Origin of the sequence: Streptomyces sp. NBC_00370 (assembly GCF_036084755.1) — a bacterium.
Classification (GTDB): Bacteria; Actinomycetota; Actinomycetes; order Streptomycetales; family Streptomycetaceae; genus Streptomyces.
In genome coordinates, this window is record NZ_CP107968.1 from 7,256,828 (window position 1) to 7,275,671 (window position 18,844).

The 18,844-nt window shown below is 69.7% G+C and carries 3 protein-coding genes; all 3 read right to left on the reverse strand.

The genetic code is table 11. From position 1 onward, the window contains the following. Positions 1 to 150: 150 nt before the first annotated feature. The 3 genes from OHS57_RS32220 to OHS57_RS32230 all read right to left on the reverse strand — a co-directional run bounded on the left by OHS57_RS32220 (position 151) and on the right by OHS57_RS32230 (position 18,820). Positions 151 to 4,140, reverse strand: coding sequence for an amino acid adenylation domain-containing protein (locus tag OHS57_RS32220; protein WP_328584182.1), 3,990 nt, complete (start codon positions 4,138 to 4,140; stop codon positions 151 to 153). Beyond that, a complete protein-coding gene (locus tag OHS57_RS32225; RefSeq protein ID WP_328584183.1) occupies positions 4,137 to 12,014 on the reverse strand; it encodes a non-ribosomal peptide synthetase in 7,878 nt (2,625 codons plus the stop codon). The genes OHS57_RS32220 and OHS57_RS32225 overlap by 4 nt, the downstream gene beginning before the upstream one ends. Before the next feature lie 65 nt (positions 12,015 to 12,079). Continuing rightward, the gene (locus OHS57_RS32230; protein WP_328584184.1) at positions 12,080 to 18,820 is read right to left on the reverse strand and encodes a non-ribosomal peptide synthetase; all 6,741 of its coding nucleotides are present in this window, start codon (positions 18,818 to 18,820) and stop codon (positions 12,080 to 12,082) included. Between the last annotated feature and the right edge of the window lie 24 nt (positions 18,821 to 18,844).

The window sequence follows — 18,844 nt, forward strand, 5'->3', positions numbered from 1 at the left end:
TCGACGTTGCGCAGGGCGGATGCCCTCGCACTCCGCACCCCACACTCCGCACCGAGCACCGAGGCCCCTGAACGGGCGGACCCTGGCCCCGGACGAACGGAAGCCGCCCCCCGCGTGGGCGGGGGGCGGCTTGTGGTGGCGTGATGGCCGTCAGGCCGGCAGCAGGAGCCCGGCCTTCCGGCCGGAGCCGTTCGCCGTCATGGCCTCTCGTACCGCGGTGACCAGCACGGACAGCTGCTCCTCACCCTTCACCATCTCCATGTGGCGACCGGGCATGGGACGGATGTCCAGACCCATCGGGTAGAGCCCGTTCCAGTGCGCGACGTACCGCGCCTGCGGCACCTCGTCGCCGCTGCCGTCGCGTACGGTGTCGCTGACGAACAGCGTCGCGGCCGCCGCCGAGCCCACGGGCCGGTAGGCGGCGAGGGAGCGCACCTCGGCCTCCAGCACGGCGTAGGTCAGCCATTCGGTGAGCGTGATCGCGGCCTCGTCGATATTCATCTCCGGGGCCAGACTCTTCATCTCCCCTTCGGTACGGGCCCGTTGCGCGCCGGTCTCGCCCTGACCCCGCTGCCACAGGGCGTTCACCTGGCGGTACACCTCCGCGTGCCGCTGGAACCGGCCCTGCTGGTCGTCCCCGGTCGTCGCCGGCTCCAGCAGGAGCAGCGCGGCCACCGCCTCCGGGTCCCGTGCCCCCATCGCGTGGGCGATCACAGCGCCTGTCGACCATCCGAGGATCGTGCACGGCCCCTCGGGCTGCACCCGGCGGATCTCCCGCCAGTAGCGGTCCGCGATGGCCTCGAAGCCGACGAGCGGCGACTCGCCTGCGTTCAGCCCCGGCGCCTGAATGCCGTACACGGTGAACGCCCCGGCCAGGCGCTGCGCGAGCGCCCGGTACGGATGCGTGCTCCCGCCGCCGGGGTGCACGCAGAACAGCGTGGGCAGAGCGGGGTCGGCTTCGGGCGAGAGCAGTACGAGCAGTCCGCCGGCCCCGGACTCCGGGGTGTCCAGCACGGCGGCCAGCTCGGCCACCGTGGGATGCCGCATGAGCTGCTGAAGGGCCATCGGCAGACCGGCCTCCCGGATCCGGGAGGTCACGCGCACCGCGCTGATGGACTGGCCGCCGAGCGTGAAGAAGTTGTCGTGGACGCCGATGGTGTCGATGCCGAGGATGTCGGACCAGATGGTGGTGAGGATGTGCTCCGTGGGGGTGCGAGGAGCGGTGTAGGTGGTGTTGAGATCGGGGCGGTGGTGGTCGGGGGCGGGGAGGGCTTTGGTGTCGACCTTGCCGTTGGGGGTGAGGGGGAGCTGGTCGAGCGTGACGTAGGCCGCCGGGACCATGTACTCCGGCAGCTCGCGTTGCAGATGGGCGCGGAGTTCGCTGACGTCCGGGCTGGTCTCGGGGGTGGTGACGAGGTAGGCGGTCAGCCGTTTGTCGCCCGGCGTGTCCTCGCGTACCACCACGGCCGCGGTTGTGACTGTGGGGTGGGTGGTGAGGGCGGTTTCGATTTCGCCGAGTTCGATGCGGTAGCCGCGGAGTTTGATTTGGTTGTCGATGCGGCCGATGAATTCGAGGGTGCCGTCGGGGCGCCAGGTGAGGAGGTCGCCGGTGTGGTAGGTGCGGGGGTCGTTGGTGAGGTTGAGGGGGTTGGGGGTGAAGCGTTGGGTGGTGAGGTCGGGTCGGTTGTGGTAGTTGCGGGCGAGGCAGATGCCGCCGAGGAGGGAGTGTCCGGGGATGCCGATGGGTGCGGGTTGGTTGTGGTGGTCGAGGAGGTAGGTGGTGGTGTTGGTGATCGGTTGACCGAGGGTGGTGGTGTGGCCGTTGGGGTCGGGTGTGGTGGTGAGGCTCATGACGTTGGCGACGGAGCCTTCGGTGGCGCCGTATTCGTTGCTGATCGTGGTGTGGGTGGTGCTGGTGTTGAGGAGCTGGGAGACGAGGGTGGGGGTGAGGTTTTCGCCGCCGGCGACGATGGTGGTGATGTGGTGGGTGGCGTTTCGGGTGGTCAGATGTGCGGCGAGGATTTCCAGGTGGGAGGGCGTGGCTTTGAGGAAGCTGATCGGCACGTCGGTGAGGATCAGATCGATCGCCGCGTCGAACGCGCTCTGACCCGGCTCCGTCTGGGGGATGGTGAGTTGGGTGCCCTGGATGAGGGGCAGGAACAGGGCGGTGATGGTCAGGTCGAAGGTGATCGACGAGTAGAGGATGGTGCCGATTCCGCCGGGTTCGGTGACGGGGTAGTTCTGGTCGCACCAGTGCAGGTAGTTGACGACCCCCCGGTGTTCGAGGGCGACGCCTTTGGGCCTGCCGGTGGAGCCTGAGGTGTAGATGATGTAGGCCAGATCGTCGGGCGAGGCGAGCGGGGCCGGATTGTCTGTCGGTCCGTCCGGCCACTCGGTGTCGGCCAGAAGACGCGCGGTGTCGGCCGGCAGCCGGTCGGTGTGCTCCGTGCTCGTGATGATGAGCGGTGCCTGGGCGTCCTCGACCATGTAGGTGATGCGCTCAGTCGGGTACTCCGGGTCGAGCGGCACGAATGCGGCCCCGGCTTTCAGGATGCCAAGGAAAGCGGCGATGAGCTGCGGCGAGCGGTCGAGGCAGACGGCGATCAGGGTGTCCGGCGTGATGCCCGTATCGCGTAGGTGGTGGGCGAGCTGGTTGGCACGGGCGTTGAGCTGCGCGTACGTCCATTGCTCTTCGCCATACGTGAGAGCCACGGCATCCGGATCCGTTGCGACGCGGTCCTCGATGAGCTGGTGGATGGTGGCAGTGTCCGGGTACGGGCCGGTGGTTCCGTTCCAGTCGACCAGGATCTGCTGCCGCTCCACCTCCGTCAGCATGTTCAGTTCCGCGATGCGCGCTCCGGGAGCCGTCACGACGGACTCCAGCAAGGTCCGCAGATGGCCGGCCATCCGCTCGATCGTCGCCGCGTCGAACCGGCTCCGGTCGTACACGAACCGGAACTCCAGGGCGCGGCCCGCCGACGCGACCAGCGTGAGCGGGTAGCCCGTACGTTCAACGCAGTTGACCAGGCGCCGGGTCAGCCCCTCGGGGAAGTCCGAAGGCTTCTGCACCACCGGATAGTTCTCGAAGACCAGGATGGACCGGAACAGTGGCTCTCCCCGCGGGATGCTGCTGTGCTTCTGTACGTCGACGAGGTGGCAGTACTCCCACTGCCGCATCTCCAACTGCTCGTCCTGGAGATCCCGCAGCCAGCCCGCGACGCCGAGTTCACCCGTGAGCCGGCCTCGTACCGGGAGCGTGTTGATGAACAGACCCATCATCGAGTCCACGCCCGGCAGTGCGATCGAGCGGCCCGAGATGGTCGAGCCGAACAGCACCTCGTCGCTGCGGCTGTACCGGGAGAGCAGGATCGACCACAGCCCCTGCACCAGGGTGTTCATCGTGATCCGCTGCGACCTGGCGTAGTCGCGGGCCTGTGCGAACAGCTCGGAGGAGGCCTCCACCTCGAACTCCCCGACGCCCGTGTCCCCGGTGTCCCGGTCCACGTGCAGGTTGGTCGGTTCGGTGACCCCTGCCAGATACTTCGTCCAGAACTCCGCCGAGCTGTCGTCCCGTTGGGCGTTGAGCCACTCGATGTAGCGGCGGTAGGGAACGGTCGTCGGCAGAGCGGCGGACGTACCGTCGAGCAGGCTGCGGTAGAGGGCGAACAGCTCCTTCTGGAGGATCTGCACGCTCCACCCGTCGAGCAGGATGTGGTGGAACGACCAGACCACGAACCGCCGTTGCTCCGCCGTCCGCAGCACCGTCACCCGTACCAGCGGCGCCCGGGACAGGTCGAAGCCGCGCTCCCAGTCCTCCGCGAGGAAGACGTCCAACTGCCGCTCCTGGTCGGGCAGGCCGCGCAGGTCCCGTACTTCGAAGGGCACGGGGGCCTGGCGCTGCACCACCTGCACCGGTTCCGACACGCCCTCCCACACGAACGCGCTGCGCAGGATCGAGTGCCGGTCGACGAGTCGCTGCCACGCCTGTCCGAACAGCGCGTCGTCGAAGGCGCCTTCGACCTCCTCCGTCATCTGGACCATGTACGGGCGGGTGTCGGACGTGTCCTCCAGCGAGTGGAAGAGCATCCCGAACTGGAGGGGCGAGAGCCCGTAGACGTCTTCCACGTTGTGCGTGCTCATATCGAGAACCTCTTCAGGATCGCGGCCATGTCGGTGTCACCGACGTCGGTGAGGGGGATGCCGGGGGTCGTCCGGCGGGAGTCGGCGGCGCCTTCGGCGCTGCCGGCGATCAGTCCGCGCAGGTGGTGGATCATGCCGTCGCCCAGCCGCTCGACGGTGCGCCGGTCGTGCAGCGCCGACGAGTAGCCGATGTACACCCCGAACGTGTCGCCCTCGACGGCCGCGGTCACGTCGAGGACGTTCCAGCGCATGCCGTCGGGACTGATCGAGTGCCCCTTGGGCTCGTCCGCTGCGGCGTACCGCCCGATGCCCGGGAGGTCCCGGCTGAACTGCCCGAGGTAGTTGAAGTTGACCTCCGGGATCGGCTGCCGGCCCAGGACGGACGCCACTTCGGGCGCCCCGAGGTGGCGCAGGATGCCGTAGCCGACACCGTTGTTCGGGATCCGGCCCAGCTGCTCCTTGACGGAGTCGACCGAATCGAGCGGCCCGGTGCCGGGCGTCAGTCGCAGCGCGACGGGGAACACCGACGTGAACCAGCCGACGGTCCGTGAAAGGTCCACGTCGGGGAAGAGGTCCTCGCGGCCGTGTCCCTCCAGACCGATCAGCGTCTCGTCGTCGCCCGTCCAGTCCCGCAGCGCGTGGGCGAGAGCGGTGAGGAGCGCGTCGTTGATCCGCGTGCTGAAGACGCGGGGGACGTCGCGCAGCAGGGCCCGTGTCTCCTCGGCGGTGAGGGCCACCGCGACGGTGGACGCCGAGCCCAGCTCGTTACGTCCGTCCCGGTCACGCGGAACCCGCCCGGAGGGCTTCGCCTCCGCCCAGTACGCGAACTCGGCCCGTGCGGTGTCCGACGTAGCGAACGCCCGCAGCCGTTCCGCCCAGGCTCGGAAGGACGTCGTCTTCGCGGCGAGCCGGGGCGCCCTGCCGGCGGCGCGCTGCTCGTAGCAACTCCCCAGGTCCTCAAGGAGGATCCGCCAGGACACACCGTCGACGGCCAGGTGGTGTACGGCGATGAGCAGCCGCTGTCCACGTGCCGACCCCAGCTGCAGCAGGGCACACCGCATCAGCGGCCCCTTTGCCAGGTCGAGGCTCTGCTGGGTCTCCTCCGCGATGGCGAGCGACACCGAGCTCAAGTCGTCGTCGGTGACGTCGGACAAGTCGTGGACGTCGAGGATGCCGGTGTCCACGGACTCGTCCAGATACTGCCGCCAGCCGTCGTCACCGTTCTCGCACCGCAGGCGCAACGCGTCGTGGTGCTCCACCAGGTCGGCCAGCGCCAGCCTGAGGACATCGGGGTCCAAGGCGTCGGTGGCCAGCAGTTCGGCCTGGTTGAAGTGGTCGAACGCCGGCAGTTCCTTCTCGAAGAACCAGTGCTGGATCGGTGTCAGCGGTACGTCGCCCACGACACGGCCCTGCTCCGCGTCGACCGGAGTGGCCGCGCCGGCGTGGGCCGCGATCTCGGCGATCGTCTGATGCTTGAAGATCGTGCGCGGGGTGAGGTGCAGGCCGAACTTCTTGGCCCTGGCGATCATTTGGATGCTGATGATCGAGTCGCCGCCCAGCTCGAAGAAGTTGTCGTGGATACCGACGGTCTCGATGCCGAGGATGTCGCCCCACACCGAAGCGAGGGTGCGCTCGGTGGGGGTGCGGGGGGCGGTGTAGGTGGTGTCGAGGTCGGGACGGTGGTGGTCGGGGGCGGGGAGGGCTTTGGTGTCGACCTTGCCGTTGGGGGTGAGGGGGAGCTGGTCGAGCGTGGTGTAGGCGGCGGGAACCATGTAGTCGGGGAGCTGGTTCTGGAGATGGGCGCGCAGCTCGTGTGTGGTGGGTGTGGTGGACCCGGGGGTGGTGGTGATGTAGGCGGTGAGCCGTTTGTCGCCAGGGGTGTCTTCGCGTACGACGACGGCTGTGGTGGCTATGTCGGGGTGGGTGGTGAGGGCGGTTTCGATTTCGCCGAGTTCGATGCGGTAGCCGCGGAGTTTGATTTGGTTGTCGATGCGGCCGATGAATTCGAGGGTGCCGTCCGGGCGCCAGGTGAGGAGGTCGCCGGTGTGGTAGGTGCGGGGGTCGTTGGTGAGGTTGAGGGGGTTGGGGGTGAAGCGTTGAGTGGTGAGGTCGGGTCGGTTGTGGTAGTTGCGGGCGAGGCAGATGCCGCCGAGGAGTGAGTGTCCGGGGACACCGATGGGTGCGGGCTGGTTGTGATGATCCAGGAGGTAGGTGGTGGTGTTGGTGATCGGTTGGCCGAGGGTGGTGGTGTGGCCGTTGGGGTCGGGGGTGGTGGTGAGGCTCATGACGTTGGCGACGGAGCCTTCGGTGGCGCCGTATTCGTTGCTGATCGTGGTGTGGGTGGTGCTGGTGTCGAGGAGCTGGGCGACGAGGGTGGGGGTGAGGTTTTCGCCGCCGGCGACGATGGTGGTGATGTGGTGGGTGGCGCTCTGGCCGGTGAGGTGGGCGGCGAGGATTTCCAGGTGGGAAGGGGTCGCCTTCAGGAAGCTGATCGGGACGTCGGTGAGGATGAGGTCGATCGCCGCGTCGAAGGCCGTCTGGCCGGGCTCGGTCTGGGGGATGGCGAGCTGGGTGCCCTGGATGAGCGGCAGGAACAGAGCCGTGATGGTCAGGTCGAAGGTGATGGAGGAGTACAGGATCGTGCCGATCCCACCCGGCTCGGTGACGGGGTAGTTCTGGTCGCACCAGTGGAGGTAGTTGACGACTCCTCGGTGTTCGAGGGCGACGCCTTTGGGTCTGCCGGTGGAGCCTGAGGTGTAGATGATGTAGGCCAGGTCATCGGGCGAGGCGAGCGGCAGGGGGTTTTCGGTCGGTCCGTCCGGCCACTCGGTGTCGGCGAGGAGACGCGGGGTGTCGGCCGGCAGTCGGTCGGTGTGGTTCGTACTGGTGATGATGAGTGGTGCCTGGGCGTCCTCGACCATGTAGGTGATGCGCTCGGTCGGGTACTCGGGGTCCAGCGGCACGAACGCCGCCCCTGCCTTCATGATCCCGAGGAGGGTCGCGATGAGCTGCGGGGAGCGGTCGAGGCAGACGGCGATCAGCGTGTCCGGCGTGATGCCCGTATCGCGTAGGTGGTGCGCGAGCTGGTTGGCGTGCGCGTTGAGCTGCGCGTACGTCCACTCCTCGGCCCCATGCGTGAGGGCCACGGAGTTCGGATCCGTTGCGACGCGGTCTTCGATGAGCTGGTGGATGGTGGCAGTGTCCGGGTAGGGGCCGGTGGTTCCGTTCCAGTCGACCAGGATCTGCTGCCGCTCCACCTCCGTCAGCATGTTCAGCTCGGACAAGCGGGCGTCAGGAGTGACTGCAACGGACGCGGCCAGGGTGGCGAGGTGGCCGGCCATCCGCTCGATCCGCGCCCGGTCGAACAGATCCGTCCGGTACTCCAGCGCCGCCAGCACCTCACCGCCCGACTCCGCCGCTGTCAGCTGAAGGTCGAACTTCGCGTCCTGGCCGCCCACGCCGACCTGCTCGACGTCGAGGCCGGGCAGGCTCCACGTGTCTCCGTCCGGAGTGTTCTGGAACACGAAGAGGGTCTGGAACAGCGGATTGCGCGACAGATCGCGGTTCGGGGCCAGCTCGTCCACCAGGCGCTCGAAGGGCAGGTCCTGGTGGTCGTACGCGCCCAGCGCCGTGTCCTTGACGCGGTTGATCAGCTCGGCAAACGTCGGGTCCCCGGACAGATCGGTGCGCATCACCAGCGTATTGACGAAGAAGCCGATCAGGTCTTCGGTCTCGGCGCGGTTGCGGCCCGCGATGGGAGTGCCCACCGCGATGTCGTCCTGGCGGCCGTAGCGGGCCAGTACGACCTGGAACAGGGACAGCAGCGTCATGAACAGGCTCGCGCCCTGCCGTCCCGCCGTCGAGCGCAGCTGCTCCGCCACCTCGGCCGGCAGTGTGAAGTGCACGGTGTCCCCTGCGGCGCCCTCGCGCTCGGCGGGGCGTCCGTGGTCCGTTGGCAGTTCGAGCACCGGCACACCGGTCAGGCGCTCACGCCAGTACGCCAACTGCTCGTCCAGGAAGTCGCCGGTGAGCTGTTCGCGCTGCCAGACGGCGAAGTCCGCGTACTGCACGGGAAGTTCGGGGAGGGCTCCCGCGCGCTCGGCCAGGGCCGCCGCGTACAGTTCGCGCAGTTCGCGCGCCAGGATGCCGGAGGACCAGCCGTCCGAGACGATGTGGTGCAGCGTGATCAACAGGTACTGGTCGTCCTCCGCGACGCGGACCAGGTCCACGCGGAGCAGCCGTCCGCTGTCCAGCTCGAACGGGCGGCGCGCCTCCGCTGCCATGATCTCCTGTGCGGTCCGCTCCCTGTCCTCGCCGGGGGAGACAGTCCGGACGTCGTGTACCACCGGGGTGACCGACCACGGCGCGTCCACGATCTGGGAGGGCCGCCCGGAGTCGTCGGTGACGAACCGGGTCCGCAGGATCTCGTGCCGGGCCACCAGAGCGGTGAAGGCCGCGCCCATGGCGCCGGCGTTCAGCTCGCCGCGGATGCGCAGGCCGAAGGGCACCAGGTACTCGGCGCTCCCGGGCGTCAACTGGTCGAGGAACCAGAGACGTTGCTGGGCGAAGGACAGCGGCAGCGAACCGTCCGTACGGTCGACCGGTACGAGCGGGGCCTCGTCGGCCGCTGCCAGCTCACGCATGGCCACAGCCAGAGTCGCCGGGGTGGGCGAGGTGAAGAGGGTACGGACCGGCACGTCGATGCCGAGCTGCTGCCGCAGCCGGGATGTCACCCGCGTCGCGAGCAGCGAATGCCCGCCGAGCGCGAAGAAGTTGTCGTGGACGCCGATGGTGTCGATGCCGAGGATGTCGGACCAGATGGTGGTGACGACGTGCTCTGCGGTGGTCCGGGGAGCGGTATAGGTCGCGTCCAGGTCGGGGCGGTGGTGGTCGGGGACAGGGAGGGCTTTGGCGTCGACCTTGCCGTTGGGGGTGAGGGGGAGCTGGTCGAGCGTGACGTACGTGGCCGGAATCATGTAGTCCGGGAGCTGCTGCTGGAGGTGGGCGCGGAGCTCGTTGATCTCTGGGTCGGTGTCCGGCGCGATGGTGATGTAGGCGGTCAGTCGTTTGTCCCCCGGCGTGTCTTCGCGCACGACGACGGCCGCGCCGGCGACGTCGGAGTGGGTGATCAGTGAGTTCTCGATTTCGCCGAGTTCGATGCGGTAGCCGCGGAGTTTGATTTGGTTGTCGATGCGGCCGATGAATTCGAGGGTGCCGTCGGGGCGCCAGGTGAGGAGGTCGCCGGTGTGGTAGGTGCGGGGGTCGTTGGTGAGGTTGAGGGGGTTGGGGGTGAAGCGTTGGGTGGTGAGGTCGGGTCGGTTGTGGTAGTTGCGGGCGAGGCAGATGCCGCCGAGGAGTGAGTGTCCGGGGATGCCGATGGGTGCGGGCTGGTTGTGGTGGTCCAGGAGGTAGGTGGTGGTGTTGGTGATGGGGCGGCCGAGGGTGGTGGTGTGGCCGTTGGGGTCGGGTGTGGTGGTGAGGCTCATGACGTTGGCGACGGAGCCTTCGGTGGCGCCGTATTCGTTGCTGATGGTGGTGCGGGTGGTGCTGGTGTCGAGGAGCTGGGAGACGAGGGTGGGGGTGAGGTTTTCACCGCCGGCGACGATGGTGGTGATGTGGTGGGTGGCGTTTCGGGTGGTCAGATGCGCGGCGAGGATTTCCAGGTGGGAGGGCGTGGCTTTGAGGAAGCTGATCGGCACATCGGTCAGGATCAGATCGATCGCCGCGTCGAACGCGCTCTGACCCGGCTCCGTCTGGGGAATGGCGAGTTGGGTGCCCTGGATGAGGGGCAGGAACAGGGCGGTGATGGTGAGGTCGAAGGTGATGGAGGAGTAGAGGATGGTGCCGATTCCGCCGGGTTCGGTGACGGGGTAGTTCTCGTCGCACCAGTGCAGGTAGTTGACGACCCCCCGGTGTTCCAGGGCGACGCCTTTGGGCCTGCCGGTGGAACCTGAGGTGTAGATGATGTAGGCCAGATCGTCAGGCGAGGCCAGGGGATCCAGATTGCTCGTGGACCCGTCCGGCCACTCGCTGTCGGCGAGGAGACGCGGGGTGTCGGCCGGCAGTCGGTCGGTGTGCTCCGTGCTGGTGATGATCAGTGGGGCCTGGGCGTCTTCGACCATGTAGGTGATGCGCTCGGTCGGGTACTCGGGGTCCAGCGGCACGAACGCCGCCCCCGCCTTCATGATGCCGAGGAGGGTCGCGATGAGCTGCGGGGACCGGTCGAGGCAGACGGCGATCAACGTGTCCGGGGTGATGCCGGTCGTGCGCAAGTGGTGGGCGAGCTGGTTGGCGCGAGCATTGAGCTGGGCGTACGTCCACTCCTCGGCCCCATGCGTGAGAGCCACGGCATCCGGGTCCGTTGCGACGCGGTCTTCGATGAGCTGGTGGATGGTCGCGGTGTCCGGGTATGGGCCTGTGACTCCGTTCCAGTCGACCAGGATCTGCTGCCGCTCCGCCTCCGTCAGCATGTTCAGCTCGGACAGACGTGCGTCAGCAGTGGCCGCCACGGACGCGGCCAGGGTGGCGAGGTGGCCGGCCATCCGCTCGATCCTCGCCCGGTCGAACAGATCCGTCCGGTACTCCAGCACAGCGCGCAGACCGTCCGACGACTCGACCGCGGTCAGCGTCAGGTCGAACTTGGCCACGCCGCGCTCGATCTCGACCGGCTCGACGTCCGTGCCCGCCAGCTCCCACCCTCCGCTGTCCGCGCTCCCCGGCGCCTGGAGGACGAACATGGTCTGGAACAGCGGGTTCCTGGACAGATCGCGCTCCGGCGCCAGCTCCTCCACCAGCCGCTCGAACGGCAGATCCTGATGGTCGTACGCGCCCAGTGCCGTGTCCTTGACCCGGTTGATCAGCTCGCCGAACGTCGGGTCGCCGGACAGGTCGGTCCGCATCACCAGGGTGTTGACGAAGAAGCCGACGACATCCTCGATCTCTGCGCGGTTGCGGCCCGCGATCGGGGTGCCCACCGCGATGTCGTCCTGGCGGCAGTAGCGGGCCAGCACGACCTGGAACAGGGACAGCAGCGCCATGAACAGACTGCCCCCCTGCCGCGCCGCCGCCTCCCGCAGCCGCTCCGCCACCTCGTCGGACAGCTCGAAGGTGACCACGTCACCTGCGCCGCTCGCGTGCGCCGGACGCTGGTGGTCGGTCGGCAGCTCCAACGGGGTGGAGTGGGCGAGGCGTTCGCGCCAGTAGCCGAGCTGTCGCTCCAGCGCCGGCCCCGTGAGCTGGTCGCGCTGCCAGACGGCGAAGTCCGCGTACCGTACTGGCACTTCGGGGAGCGACGCCTCGCGCTCCGCCAGGGCCGCCGCGTACAGCTCACGCAGTTCGCGCGCCAGGATCCCCGACGACCAGCCGTCCGACACGATGTGATGTGCCGTCAGCAGAATGAAGTGGTCGTCCTCGGCGAGGCGTACGACGTCCGTCCGCAGCGGACGGCCCGTCGTGAGGTCGAAGGGCCGCTTCGCCTCGGTGCGCAGCACCTCGCGGCCCCGCGCCTCGGCGTCCGCCTCGTCCCGTACGTCGTGCACCGAAACGTCCACCGGCCAGGGCGCGTTGATGTCCTGGCGCGGTGTGCCGTCGTCACCCGCAGTGAAGGCCGTCCGCAGCACCTCGTGCCGGGCCACCAGGCCGGACAGCGCCGTCTCCAGCGCTGTGACGTCCAGCGGGCCGCGCACCCGCAGTGCCGTCGGCACCAAGTAGTCGGCGCTGTCGGGGGTCAGGCGGTCGAGGAACCAGAGCCGCTGCTGTGCGAACGACAGCGGCAGCGGGCCGGTGCCGTTCTTGTCGCCGCGTGTGATCCGGTCCGTGTCCGCGCGCCGTCGCATACGGGACAGCAGCCGCGCCTCGATCGAGTTCTCGCCCATGATGATGTCTGTCCTCTGCTCTCGGGTGGGCAACGGGTCTCTGCGTGTGGGCAGGGCCGCTGAATTCAGGAAGCCTGTTCCTGCGCGTCGAACAATTCGATGAGCTGTTCCTTGACACCGGTGACCGTCGGCGCCTGGAAAAGCCGGCGCAGACCGATACGGACGCCGGTCACCGCCTCGATACGGTTGACGAGTTGAATGGCGAGGAGGGAATGCCCGCCGATGTCGAAGAAGCGGTCGTGAATTCCGACCTTTTCGCGGCCGAGCACCCCTGCCATGATCTCGGCGATCTCCGCCTCGATGCCGTCACGGGGCGCCACGAAGCCCGCCGTGATGTCGTCCTCGTCGGGCGCCGGCAGCGCCGCGTGGTCGACCTTGCCGTTCCTGTTGAGCGGGAGTTCCGGCAGTTCCACGAAGACGGACGGCATCATGGCCCGGGGCAGCCGCTCGGCCGCCCATCCCCGCAGCGCGCCGGTCTCCGCCGAACTGCCGGGCGCCGGTACGTGATACGCGACGAGCCGCTTGTCGCCCGGGGCGTCCTCGCGGACGGTGACCGCGCACACCCCGACCGCTTCATGGGTGAGCAGGACCGCCTCGATCTCGGCGAGTTCGACCCGTACGCCGCGCAGTTTCACCTGACGGTCGATGCGTCCCAGCAGGTCGAGTTCACCGTCGGGGGTGAAGCGGCCGACGTCACCTGTGCGGTACATGCGGCCGCCGGTGAACGGGTCGGGTACGAAGCGCTCGGCGGTGAGTTCGGGCCGCTCGTGGTAGCCGCGCCCGACGCTGTCACCGCCGAGGTACACCTCGCCCAGCACTCCGGCCGGTACGGGACGGCGGTCCGGGTCGAGGACGTACACGGTCTGGTTCACCATGGGCCGTCCGGCGAGGACCGGACCGTGCGGGTCGGTGCGCGACGCCCGCCAGTACGTGGTGTCGACGGAGACCTCCGTGGCGCCGTACAGGTTGATCAGGTCTCCGGGGAAACTGTCGAGGAAGCGGGCCACCAGCGTCGGCTGCAGGGGTTCGCCGCTCGCGAAGGCGTACCGCAGACGCGCGCAGTCCTCGGGCCGTACCTGGGAGACGAACAGGTCCAGCAGGCTCGGGACGAAGTGCAGGCCGACCACCTGGTGGGTGTGCATCAGGCGGGACACCGCGGTCATGTCCAGCCGGTCGGAGCCGGGTACGAGCACGACCTTCGCGCCCTGCCACAGCGGCCAGAAGATCTCGTACGCCGAGACGTCGAAGGACAGCGGCGTCGCCTGGAGGAAGCCCTCGCCCGGGGTGAGCGGGAACGCGTCCTGCATCCCGGCCAGGTAGTTGACCACGCCCCGGTGTTCGATGCGCACGCCCTTCGGACGTCCGGTCGAGCCGCTGGTGTAGATCAGGTAGGACAGGTCGCCGGGTCCCGCGACGGGTTCCGGCGCGGTGACGGGGAGGGTGTCCGGCAGGTCCGCCGGGCGGTCGACGGCCAGCAGGCCAGGGCCTTCGCCCAGCAGGCCGGCGTGCGCGATGTCGGTGACGACCAGGGGCGCACCGGAGTCCTCGACCAGGTACGCCAGCCGCTCCGCCGGATGCTCCGGGTCGAGCGGTACGTAGGCCGCACCCGCCTTGAGGATGCCCAGCAGTGTCCACACCAGGGCGGGGGAGCGCTCCAGGCAGACCCCCACCGGGACGTCGGGACCGATCCCCGGCTCGGCGCGCAGCCGGTGGGCCAACTGGTTTGCGCGTTCGTCGAGTTCGCGGTACGTCAGCTCGTCGCTGCCGCACACGACGGCGACGGCGTCCGGGGTGAGCGCCGCACGCGCCTCGAACAGTCCGTGCAGGGTCGCGGTGGCCGGGATGGGCGCCGAGGTGGCGTTCCACTCGGTCACGATCCGGTGGCGCTCGTCCGCGCCCAGCATCTCCAGCTCGGACAGCGCGGTGCGCGGGCGCGCGGTGGCCGCGTCCAGCAGATTGGTGAAGTGGTCCACGAGGCGTCGTGCGGTGGCCTCGGTGAACAGGTCGCCCGCGTAGACGATCGCGCCGTCCAGGGTGCCGTCGGCCGCCTCGGCGAGGTACATCGACAGGTCGAACTTCGCGTCGCGTACCGGGGACTCGACGGGTTCCGCCGTCAGCCCCGGCAGGCTCCACGCGTCGGCGCCGGGCGTGTTCTGGAGCGCGAACAGCGTCTGGAACAGCGGGTTGCGGGACAGATCACGGTCGGGCGCCAGCTCCTCCACCAGCCGCTCGAACGGCAGGTCCTGGTGGTCGTACGCGCCCAGCGCCGCGTCCTTGACGCGGGCCAGCAGCTCGGTGAACGCCGGATCGCCGGACAGGTCGGTGCGCAGGACGAGCGTGTTGACGAAGAAGCCGATCAGGTCTTCGGTCTCGGCCCGGTTGCGGCCCGCGATGGGGGTGCCCACCGCGACGTCCCGCTGTCCGCTGTAGCGGGCCAGCAGCAGCTGGAACACCGACAACAGCGTCATGAACAGGCTCGCGCCGCCCTCGGCGGAGACCGCCTTGGCCCGTGCGGCGACGTCGGCGGGCACCGAGAACCGGACGACCTCGCCCTTGCCGGTGCGCTCCGTCGGCCGGGCGTGGTCCGTCGGCAGCTCCAGCGGCTCCAGGCCCGCCAACCGGTCGCGCCAGTAGTCGAGTTGGCGATCCAGCGGTGCGCCGGTCAGCCAGCCGCGCTGCCACAGCGCGTAGTCGGCGTACTGCACCGACGGCGGCGCGGGGACGGATCCCTTGCCCAGGGCCGCCGCGTACAGCGCGGACAGCTCACGTACCAGCACGCCCACCGACCAGCCGTCGAAGGCGATGTGGTGCACGGTGACCGCCAGGACCGCTTCTTCGTCGGCGAGTCGTACCAGCACGGCGCGCAGCACAGGGCCGGCGGTGAGGTCCACCGGGCGCAGCGCGTCCTCGGCCAGGACCGCCGTGCAGGCCTCTTCCCTGGCCGTGTCGTCGGCGACGGGCCGCAGATCCCGTACCAGCACCGTCATCGGCCCCGGCGGGGCGATCGACTGGACCGGGGAGCCCGCTTCGTCCGTGCGGAACCGGGTGCGCAGGATCTCGTGGCGGGAAACCAGCTCGGTGAAGGCCGTGTTGAGGGCGTCCCCGTCGATCAGGCCCTGGACGCGGTAGGCGAAGGGCAGCAGGTATTCGGCCCTGCCCGGCTCCAACTGGTCGAGGAACCAGAGCCGTTGCTGGGCGAAGCTCAGCGGGAGCGGATCGCCGTCGCGCGGTACGGCGGTGATGCGGGAGATCCCGACGTCGTCGAGGTCCGCCACGGCGGCGGCGAGCAGCGCCGGGGTCGGCGCGCTGAACAGGGTCCGTACGGGGACGTCGACACCGAGCCGCCGGCGCAGCCGCGACACGACCTGCGTCGCCAGCAGCGAGTGGCCGCCGAGCGCGAAGAAGTCGTCGTCCACGCCGACCGTGTCGATGCCGAGCACCTCTGCCCAGACCTGGGCCACCGTCCGCTCCGTCTCGGTGCGCGGGGCCGTGTACGCGGCGCCCAGCTCGGGCCGGTCGGAGGCGGGCGCGGGCAGTGCGCGGCGGTCCGTCTTGCCGTTGGGGGTGAGCGGAATGCGGTCGAGGGGCACGAAGGCGGCGGGCACCATGTAGTCCGGCAGGTCGCGCTGGAGGTGGGTGCGCAGCGCGGCTGTCTCGACGGGCGGGTCAGCGACGACGTACGCCACCAGCCGGGGTTCGCCGGGTACGTCCTCACGCAGCAGGACGGTGGCGAGCGTGACCGACGGGTGGGTGAGCAGCGCCGCCTCGATCTCGCCGAGTTCGATCCGGTAGCCGCGCAGCTTGACCTGGTTGTCACCCCGGCCGACGAACTCCAGTTCCCCGTCCGGGTGCCACTTCGCGAGGTCGCCGGTGCGGTACACGCGCCGTGGCGCCCCGTCCACGGTGACGACGGTGAACTTCTCGTCGGTCAGCTCGGGCCTGCCCAGATATCCACGGGCCAGGCCGGGGCAGCTGATCCACATCTCGCCGGGGACGCCCACCGGGACCGGCCGGCCGCGCCGGTCCACCACGAAGACCTTCGCGTTGGCGACCGGGCGGCCGATCGGCACATGGTCGCCGGGTCCGGTGATCCGCGCCGTCGCCGCCTCCTGCGCCGCCTCGGTCGGACCGTAACCGTTGACGAGCGGCACCGAGGTGTGGCGGAACCACTGGCGTACCTGCTCGCGCGGGAGCGCCTCACCGCCGAGCCGTACCAGCCGCAGCTCCGGGCCGACGGCGTCCGGCCCGTCGAGCTGGGCGGCGAGCGCACCGAACGCCGAAGGGGTGAGCCAGGCCACCGTCACCTTGTTGGTGCGCAGCGCCTGCGCCAGCATGCCCGGGTCCCACGCGTCGTCGCGCAGCACCAGGGACGCGCCCGAGACGAGCGGCGCGAACAGCTGACCCACGGAGGAGTCGAAGGAGATCGAAGCGAACTGCAGCACCCGGTCCTCGCAGCTGAGTTCCAGCTGCCGCCGGGTCTCCCGCATCCGCGCGCGCAGGGCGCCGTGGGTGATCTGCACGCCCTTCGGGCGGCCCGTCGAACCGCTCGTGTAGATCACGTACGCCAGGTCGTCCGGCCCCGCCTCGGGCGCCGGACCGTCATCGGTACGGGCGGGCAGCTCTGACGGCCAGTCCTCCAGCAGCAGGAGCGGGGTGGCGGCGGGCAGCCGCTCGGCGTGCGACGACCGGGTGACGATCAGCGGCGCCCCGCTGTCCTCGACCATGTAGGCAAGCCGCTCGGTCGGGTACGTCGGGTCCAACGGCACATACGCGGCGCCCGACTTGAGGATGCCGAGCAGGGCGCTCACCATGTCGGTGCCCCGGTCGAGGCAGATGGCGACCAGGGTCCCGGGCCCCGCTCCGCGCTCGCGCAGCAGGGCGGCGATCCACTCGGCCCGCTCGTCCAGCTCCCGGTAGGTCAGATGATCCGAACCGCAGGTGACGGCGGGGGAGTTCGGGCGCTCGGCGGCCCGGTCCTCGAACAGCCGGTGCACGGTGACGGCGTCGGGGGCGTCGGTGTCCGCCCCGTTCCACGCGGTGAGGATGTCCCGGCGCTCCGCGGCCGTCAGCATCTCCAGCGTGGAGAGCGGGGCGTCGGGGGCGTCGGCGGCCGCACCGAGCAGGGTCTCGAAGTGTCCGGCGAGCCGGACCATCGTGGCTTCGTCGAAGAGGTCGGTGGAGTAGACGATCGTGCCGTCCAGAGCGCCGTCGGCGGCCTCCGTCGCGTAGAAGGTGAAGTCGAACTTGGACTCCTGCGCGGCCACGTCCAGTTGACGGACGCTGACGCCGGGCAGCTCCCAGGAGCGGCTGTCGGGGGTGTTCTGCAGGACGAACATGGTCTGGAACAGCGGGTTCCTGGACAGGTCCCGCTGCGGCGCCAGCTCCTCCACCAGCCGCTCGAAGGGGAGGTCCTGGTGGTCGTAGGCGCCGAGTGCGGTGTCCTTGACGCGGTCGACGAGGTCGGTGAACGTCGGGTCGCCCGACAGGTCCGTCCGCATCACCAGCGTGTTCACGAAGAAGCCGACCATGTCCTCGATCTCGGACCGGTTGCGGCCCGCGATCGGCGTGCCCACCGCGATGTCCTCCTGGCCGCTGTAGCGCGACAGCACGACCTGGAACACGGCGAGCAGCGTCATGAACAGGCTCGCGCCCGTGTCGTGCGCCAGCCGGCGGGCCCCGTCGGCCGTTTCGGCCGGGACGGTGAAGGTGAGCATCGCTCCGTTGCCGCTGCGCCGCGCCGGGCGCCTGCGGTCGGTGGGCAGCTCCAGCGGCTCGGTGCCCGCCAGCACCCCGCGCCAGTAGTCCAGTTGCCCGTCCAGCACGTCACCGGTGAGCCACCCGCGCTGCCAGACGGCGAAGTCGGCGTACTGCAGGGGCGGTTCGGGCAGACCTGCGGCGACTTCCGTGACCCGCGCCGTGTACAGCGTGGTCAGCTCCCGGGAGAGGACGCCCACCGACCAGCCGTCAAAGGCGATGTGATGAATCGTCAGCGACAGCAGGTGGTCCTCGTCGCCCAGCTGGACCAGCAGGGCGCGGACCATCGGCCCGGTGGCGAGATCCACCGGCCGGAAGCCCTCCGTGTCCACGAGCGCGACGGCGGCCTCCTCACGGGCGCCGGCGTCAGCCACGGACCGCAGGTCGTGCACGGCCAGCGGCAGTGGCCGTGGCTCGTCGACGAGCTGACCGGGGGTGCCGTCCCCGTCGGTGACGAAACGGGTCCGCAGCACCTCGTGCCGCGCCACCAGCTCCGACAGTGACGCCTCCAGGGCCGGCACGTCCAGCGGACCGCTGATGCGCAGCCCCATCGGGATGAGGTATTCGGCCCGGCCCGGCTCCAGTTGGTCCAGGAACCACAGACGGCGCTGCGCGAACGACAGCGGCAACGGCCGCCCGTCCCGTGCTGCGACGGGGATCGCGGCGGTGTCGTCGGGAGCGGATGCCGAGGCCAGGGCAGCCGCACCGTCGGCCATGCCCTCGTCGCTCTCGTCCAGGGAGGCGAACAGCAGGCGGGCCCGCTCCATGGCCTCGTCGGCGAGGAACGACGCCACGGTCCGTACGGTCAACGAGCCCGGTGGTGAAAGGGCCTGGAATTCCGAGCCGAATTCCGCCGCGACCCGGCGGGTCATTTCCGCCGCCTGCTCGCCGGTGCCGCCCAGCAGGAAGAAATCGGAGTCCGCCGTCGCCACATCGGTGCCGAGAACGGACCGCCATACGTCGGCTATACGGGCCTCCGCCGGCGAGAACGGCTCAGGTCCCGCTTCCCGGCCGGGTGCCGGCGCCGGGGGCACCATCGGATTCGTAGTCATGCGTCCACCAGTTCCTCGTCGTCG